The 6,854-nt window shown below is 65.9% G+C and carries 4 protein-coding genes; all 4 read left to right on the top strand.

Annotation, left to right across the window (positions count from 1 at the left end):
* Position 1: 1 nt before the first annotated feature.
* The 4 genes from VB080_RS07590 (at position 2) to VB080_RS07605 (ending at position 6,832) form a co-directional block, all read left to right on the top strand.
* Positions 2-913 (top strand): ABC transporter permease, encoded by a 912-nt coding sequence (locus tag VB080_RS07590; protein ID WP_323417827.1) that lies wholly within the window; start codon positions 2-4, stop codon positions 911-913.
* Positions 910-3,006 carry an ABC transporter ATP-binding protein gene (locus tag VB080_RS07595; protein WP_323417828.1) on the top strand — a complete coding sequence of 699 codons (2,097 nt, stop codon included), beginning with the start codon at positions 910-912 and terminating at the stop codon, positions 3,004-3,006. The genes VB080_RS07590 and VB080_RS07595 overlap by 4 nt, the downstream gene beginning before the upstream one ends.
* A gap of 156 nt (positions 3,007-3,162) precedes the next feature.
* Positions 3,163-4,920, top strand: coding sequence for an ABC transporter family substrate-binding protein (locus VB080_RS07600; protein WP_323417829.1), 1,758 nt, complete (start codon positions 3,163-3,165; stop codon positions 4,918-4,920).
* A gap of 220 nt (positions 4,921-5,140) precedes the next feature.
* A complete protein-coding gene (locus VB080_RS07605; protein ID WP_323417830.1) occupies positions 5,141-6,832 on the top strand; it encodes an ABC transporter substrate-binding protein in 1,692 nt (563 codons plus the stop codon).
* Positions 6,833-6,854 lie beyond the last annotated feature (22 nt).

The following is a 6,854-nucleotide window of genomic DNA, read 5'->3' on the forward strand; positions in this document are numbered from 1 at the left end:
GATGACAACAGCAGCCATTGCGGACGAAATCACCACCCCCGACACCAAGCGGCTGACCCGGGGCGCGCTGATCTGGCGCCGCTTCCTGCGCAACAAGGTCGCCGTCGCCGGCGCCCTGTTGATCCTCTTCCTGGTCTTCCTGGCAGTTGCCGGGCCCTACGTCCTGTACTGGAAGTTCGACTCGATCGACCGGCTCAGCTTCCTCAAGCCGCCGAGCCAGGCCCACCTGCTGGGCACCACCCAGTCCGGACGCGATGTGCTCGCGCTCACCGTCCGCGGCCTCAGCAAGTCCTTGCTGATCGGCTTCATGGTGGCGATCATCTCCACCTCGCTGGCCGCCCTCGTGGGCGCATCGGCGGCCTACCTCGGCGGTTGGTATGAGCGCTTCATGCTCTGGATCGTCGACCTCTTGCTGGTCGTGCCGAGCTTCTTCCTGATCGCGGTCGCCTCCCGCGGGGCGCCGCAGGGCGAGAACTCGTGGCTGCTGCTGGTCGTCCTGCTGGCGGTCTTCGCCTGGCCGCTGTCGGCGCGGGTGGTCCGTTCGATGACGCTGTCGATCCGGGAGCGCGAGTACGTCCTGGCCGCCAAGTTCATGGGCCTGTCGGCGGCCCGGATCATCACCCGGCACATCCTGCCGAACGCCTCATCGCTGCTGATCATCGACGCCACCCTCGGCGTCGGTTACGCGATCCTGTCGGAGACCGGCCTGTCCTACTTCGGCTTCGGCGTCCAGGCGCCCGACACCTCGCTGGGCACGCTGATCGGCGAGGGTGCCCGCATGGCCACCACGCATCCGTGGATCTTCCTCGGGCCGGCCACCCTGCTCGTCCTGCTCGTCATGTCGGTCAACGCGGTCGGGGACGGGCTGCGCGACGCTCTTGACCCCAGTTCGTCCTCGGGAGGCCAGGCATGACGACTCCGCTGAAGGAACGCAGGACCAAGGCCGGCGATCGCGTCCTGGAGGTCCGCGACCTGCACGTCACCTTCCCCAGTGAGGCCGGTCCGGTGCGGGCCGTCCGCGGCCTCAGCTTCGACCTGATGGCCGGGGAGACCATGGCGATCGTGGGCGAGTCCGGGTCGGGCAAATCCGTGACCTCGCTGGCGATCATGGGCCTGCACCCGCCGACCACGAAGATCACCGGTTCGGTGAGGCTGCACGGTCATGAGTTGCTCGGCAACACCGACGCCGAGATGTCGCTGTTGCGTGGCCGTGACCTGGCGATGGTGTTCCAGGATCCGTTGTCTGCGCTCACCCCGGTCTACACCGTGGGCGACCAGATCGTCGAGACGATCCTCACCCACTACGACGTCCCCAAGGCCAGGGCGTGGGAGCGGGCGGTCGAACTCCTCGACCTGGTGGGCATCCCCAACCCCGCGCAGCGGGTGAAGTCGTTCCCGTTCGAGTTCTCCGGTGGTATGCGGCAGCGGGTGATGATCGCGATGGCGATCGCCAACGACCCCGACGTGATCATCGCCGACGAGCCCACCACCGCCCTCGACGTCACCATCCAGGCGCAGATCCTCGAGGTGCTCAAGAAGGCCCAGCAGGAGACCGGTGCCGCGATCATCCTGATCACCCACGATCTCGGCGTGGTGGCCGGCATGTCCGAGCGGGTGACCGTGATGTACGCCGGTCGCCCGGTCGAACAGGGCAGCGTGGACGACATCTTCTACCGGCCCCGCATGCCCTACACCATCGGTCTGCTCGGGACGGTGCCACGACTGGACGAGACCGAGAAGGCTGCGTTGCCCGTGCTGGAGGGCAACCCGCCCTCGGTGGTGGACCTGCCGCCGGGTTGCCCCTTCGTCCCACGCTGCCCGATGGCGGTGGACCTGTGCCGCACCGTGGAGCCGGAACTCGAGGGCACCGGTGAGGCCGGGCATGTGGCTGCCTGCCACCGGGTGGACGACGTCATCAAGGGCCGGCTGTCGCACGCCGACATCTTCCCGACTCCCGAACTGGCCACTTCCGACCTCGAGTCGGTGCCGCGCGAGCAACGCCGGATCGTGATCGAGGTGACCGACCTCAAGCGGCACTACCCGCTGATGAAGGGGGCGATCTACCGCCGGCAGATCGGCACCGTCCATGCGGTGGACGGCATCGATCTGGAGGTGCGCGAGCAGGAGACCCTGGGCCTGGTGGGGGAGTCGGGGTGCGGCAAGACCACCACGTTGATGGAGATCCTGAGCCTCGGCAAGCCCACCGGCGGCACGATCGAGGTGCTCGGCAAGGACACCAGCCAGCTCAAACGCGCCGAACGCAAGGCCCTGCGGCGCGACCTGCAGGTGGTCTTCCAGGATCCGATGGCCTCACTCGACCCCCGGATGCCGATCTACGACATCATCGCCGAACCGATGGGGGTTCACGGTTTCAGCAAGGACGTGATCCAGCGCCGGGTCGGCGAGCTGCTCACCCTGGTGGGGCTGGAACCCAGCCACGCCAGCCGCTACCCCCAGCACTTCTCCGGTGGCCAGCGCCAGCGCATCGGCATCGCCCGGGCGCTCTCCCTGGAGCCGAAGGTGATGGCCCTCGACGAACCGGTGTCTGCGCTGGACGTGTCCATTCAGGCCGGCGTCATCAACCTGCTGGACGACCTGAAGGCGAAGCTGGGGCTGTCCTATCTGTTCGTCGCCCACGATCTGGCCGTGGTGCGGCACATCGCCGACCGGGTGGCAGTGATGTACCTCGGGTCGATCGTCGAGATCGGTGCGGTGGACGAGGTGTACTCCACCCCCGTCCATCCGTACACCCAGGCACTGCTGTCAGCCATCCCGATCCCGGACCCGAACACCGAGCGGACCAGGGAGCGGATCATGCTGACCGGCGACCTGCCCAGTCCCGCCGATCCGCCGTCGGGGTGCAAGTTCCGGACCCGCTGCCAGCTCTACGCAGTCCTGCCTGAGACCCAGCGTGAGAAGTGTCGCGAGGTGCCCCCGCCGTTGACCAGCTACGGCCCGGATCACCAGGCGGCCTGCCACTACGGCCGGGTGCGTGCCGTCCTCTAACCGGGCGCCGGCGGGGGCGGGCCGGAGCCACAGGTTCTCGTAACGCTTGGGTAACCGTTCGCGACCGCGATTCCATCAGGACTGAAATCTCGGGTACCGTGGTCGGGCATGCCGCAAGGCGGGCTGCTCTTGGGGTGCCCGCGAAATGGAGGAATAGTGAAGCAACCGAAAGTCTTGCTGCCGATCATTGCGGGCGGCCTGGCACTGGTGCTCGCCGCCTGTGGCGGGCCCGTGGCCACCCCCGATACGAGTGCAAGCGGATCGGCCCCGGCGACTGGTGCACCGAGCGCCGAGCCGAGTGACCCGGCCGCCAGCGCCTGGGACATCAATGAGACCCCGCGCGACCAGCTCGTTCAGGGGGGTGAGTTCATTGGTTCGATCGGCTACCCGATCTCGACCTGGAACCAGTTCAACATCAACGGGAACGATGCCGAACTCGTCCAGCTCCAGGCGCCGATCAGCCCCGCTTACTACGACTACAACGGGCTCGGTGAGCCGGTCATCAACAATGACTACCTTGAGTCGGCCACCGAGGACGTCACTGACGGCAAGCTGACGATCACGATGAAGCTGAACCCGAAGGCGGTCTGGAACGACGGCAAGGTGATCGGGGCTGACGACTGGATCGCCACCTGGAAGGCCAACAACGGCGAGGACCGTGACTTCGCGGTCGCCTCCAGCGACGGCTGGAGCGAGATCGAGTCGATCAAGGCCGGCGCGGACCAGCAGGAGGTGATCATCACGTTCAAGTCCACCTACCCGGACTGGACCGCGATCGTTTCCACCGGCCCGCAGCGTGCCGAGGGCGTCAAGGACGCCAAGACCTACAACGATGGCTGGGCCGACTATGTCGACGAGTACTTCACCGGCCCCTTCAAGGTGAGCAGCTGGGACAAGACCTCCGGCACCGTGGTGATGGAGCCCAACCCGAACTGGTGGGGCGACAAGCCGCTGCTCGACAAGCTGACCTGGAAGCAGATCGCCGACGACGCGAAGTCCGCGGCCTTCGCCAACCAGGAACTCGACTACTACGACATCGGCCCGAACCCGGCCGGTTACCAGGAGGCGAGCTCCGCGCAGAACTCGGTGGTCCGCAAGTCCAACGGCCCGGACTACCGGCACTTCACGCTGAACTCCAAGTCCCCCTTCCTCGACGACGTCAACGTTCGCCAGGCGATCCTGATGGGCCTGGACCGCGAGACCATCGCGGCCTCCGACATGGCGGGTTTGCCCGAGGACATGATCAAGAAGCTGGACAACAACCTCTACGTCCATGGCCTGCCCGGCTACGTCGACCAGGCTGCTGCCACCGGGCTGGACTACAACCCCGACGGCGCCAAGCAGAAGCTCGAGGGCGCCGGCTGGGCGCTGAACTCGGCAGGCTTCTACGAGAAGGACGGGAAGCAGCTCGACATCGAGTTCGCCACCCTGGGCGGGGTCTCCACCTCGGAGAACGAGTACGTGCTCGCCCACGACCAGCTCAAGGCGATTGGTGTCAACCTGACCCAGCGGGTGGTCGATGTCAGCAAGGACTGGCCGGGTGTCCTGGTTGAACACAAGTTCGGCATCGTGGCGTTCTCCTGGATCGGCACCCCGTACCCGCTGAACAACATCGGTCAGATCTACGGTGTCAGCAAGAACAAGAAGGGCGAGGAAGTTCCCAACGACTCCAACTACGCCCAGCTGAGGATCGACAAGGTGCAGGAGTTGAAGCCCCTGATCGACACCGAGATGGATCCGGCCAAGCGCACCGAGCTCGGCAACCAGGCCGCGCAGGCGATCTGGGAAGCGGTGCACACGATTCCGCTGTACCAGCGTCCGCGTCTGGTCGGCGTTCGCGACACGCTGGCGAACATCGGCGCCTTGGGCATGTCCCGGGTTCCGGTGTGGGAGAACGTCGGCTACACCAAGTGAGCTGACGCGGCTCTCGTCACTGTTGGGGCGGTCCTGTCAGGGACCGTCCCAACGGTGTTTTGGTAACCGTCTCATGACAATTCAGTCTCGGATCGGTCTCGGAAGCGGCGAATCTGCGACAAACACCGCTTTCTTGGTGAACAATGTGAAACCGGCGGCGTGCGCGACTGCGCCGCTGTCCGTCCCTCGCCAGCGAGGGAAAACCGTTCAAGGAGGTTACATGCGAGCGTCCACTCGCCTCACCGCCGCCGCATCGCTGACAGCAGCGATTGCGCTCCTCGCGAGCGCCTGTTCCGGCGGCACGACACCGACCAACCAGACATCCGCCGAGCCCGGCGCGTCCGGTTCGGCCCCGGCTGCAGCCACCGAAATCACCGTTCGCGGCTGCACCCCGGAGAACCCGCTGATCCCGACCAACACCAACGAGGTGTGTGGCGGTAACGTCCTCGACGCCATCACCGCGAAGCTGGTGCACTACAACGCCGACACGGCGGCTCCCGAGAACGACATTGCCGAAGCGATCGACACCACCGACTCGATCACCTTCACCGTCAAGCTGAAGCAGGGCTACAAGTTCCACGACGGCACCGAGGTGAAGGCCAAGAACTTCGTCGATGCCTGGAACTGGGGCGCCTACGGCCCCAACGGCCAGTTGAACGGCTACTTCTTCGAGCCGATCGAGGGCTACGACGACCTGCAGTGCGGCACTGCCAAGAACGCCGACGGTGAGGAAGAGGTCAACTGCGACAAGGCCGCGCCGAAGACCGACAAGATGACCGGTCTGAGCGTGGTGGACGACTACACCTTCACCATCAAGACCTCCTCGCCGACCTCGAACCTGCCGGTTCGCCTCGGCTACACCGCCTTCGCCCCGCAGCCGGATGCCTTCTTCGCCGACAGCGACGCGAAGAAGGAGACCTTCGCCAAGGCGCCGATCGGCGCCGGCCCGTACCAGCTGGTCGAGAAGTCCGACACCCAGATGGTGCTGCAGAAGTTCGCCGACTACTCCGGCTCCAACCCCGGTTCGGTCGACAAGATCACCTTCCGGATCTACAACGACACCAACGCCGCCTACAACGACGTGGTGTCCAACAACCTCGACCTCACCGACGTGATCCCGTCCGACATGCTGGTCGGCGACCAGTGGCAGGCCGACCTGCCGGATCGCAACGGCTCGCGTGAGACCGGCATCATCCAGGTGCTGACCTTCTCGCCGATCGACCCGAACCTCAAGAAGCAGGACATCCGCCGCGCGATCATGATGGGCTTCGACCGCGAGCTGATCACCAAGCAGGTCTTCAATGGCGCGCGTACGCCGGCCAGCGGCTGGGTCTCCCCGGTTGTGGACGGCTACAAGGCCGGCGCCTGCCCGGACTGCACCTTCAACCCCGAAGAGGCCAAGAAGTTGTACGACGCGGCCGGCGGCTACCAGGGCACCATGCCGATCGGCGTGAACGGCGACGGTGGGCACCAGGTGTGGGCTGAGGCCTTCTGCAACCAGCTGAAGAACAACCTCGGCATGGACTGCGCCGTGCAGTCCACCCCGGACTTCGCCACCCTGCGCAAGGGCATCAACGCCCGTGAGCTGGAGGGCCTCTACCGCGGTGGCTGGCAGATGGACTACCCGTCGATCGAGAACTTCCTCACCCCGATCTACGCCACCGGGGCCTCCTCGAACGACGGCGACTACTCCAACCCGAAGTTTGACGATCTGCTGAAGCAGGCCGCGGCTGCCCCGTCCAACGACGAGGCGAACGCGCTCTACCAGCAGGCCGAGTCCATCCTCGGGCAGGATCTGCCGTCCATCCCGCTGTGGTACCAGGCGAGCCAGTTCGGCTGGTCCACGAAGATCAAGTCGGTCAAGATGACGCCGTTCTCCACCTGGGACTTCTCCTCGGTGGAACTGGCCTGATCCCTGACAGCGGCCGGGGCGG

The sequence above is a fragment of the Propionicimonas sp. genome (assembly GCF_034927565.1).
Lineage (GTDB): Bacteria > Actinomycetota > Actinomycetes > Propionibacteriales > Propionibacteriaceae > Propionicimonas.

Excerpts from the sequence above, each read along its gene's own strand:
- VB080_RS07590 (WP_323417827.1), top strand. The coding sequence starts at position 2 with ATGACAACAGCAGCCATTGCGGACGAAATCACCACCCCCGACACCAAG.
- VB080_RS07595 (WP_323417828.1), top strand. The coding sequence starts at position 910 with ATGACGACTCCGCTGAAGGAACGCAGGACCAAGGCCGGCGATCGCGTC.
- VB080_RS07605 (WP_323417830.1), top strand. The coding sequence starts at position 5,141 with ATGCGAGCGTCCACTCGCCTCACCGCCGCCGCATCGCTGACAGCAGCG.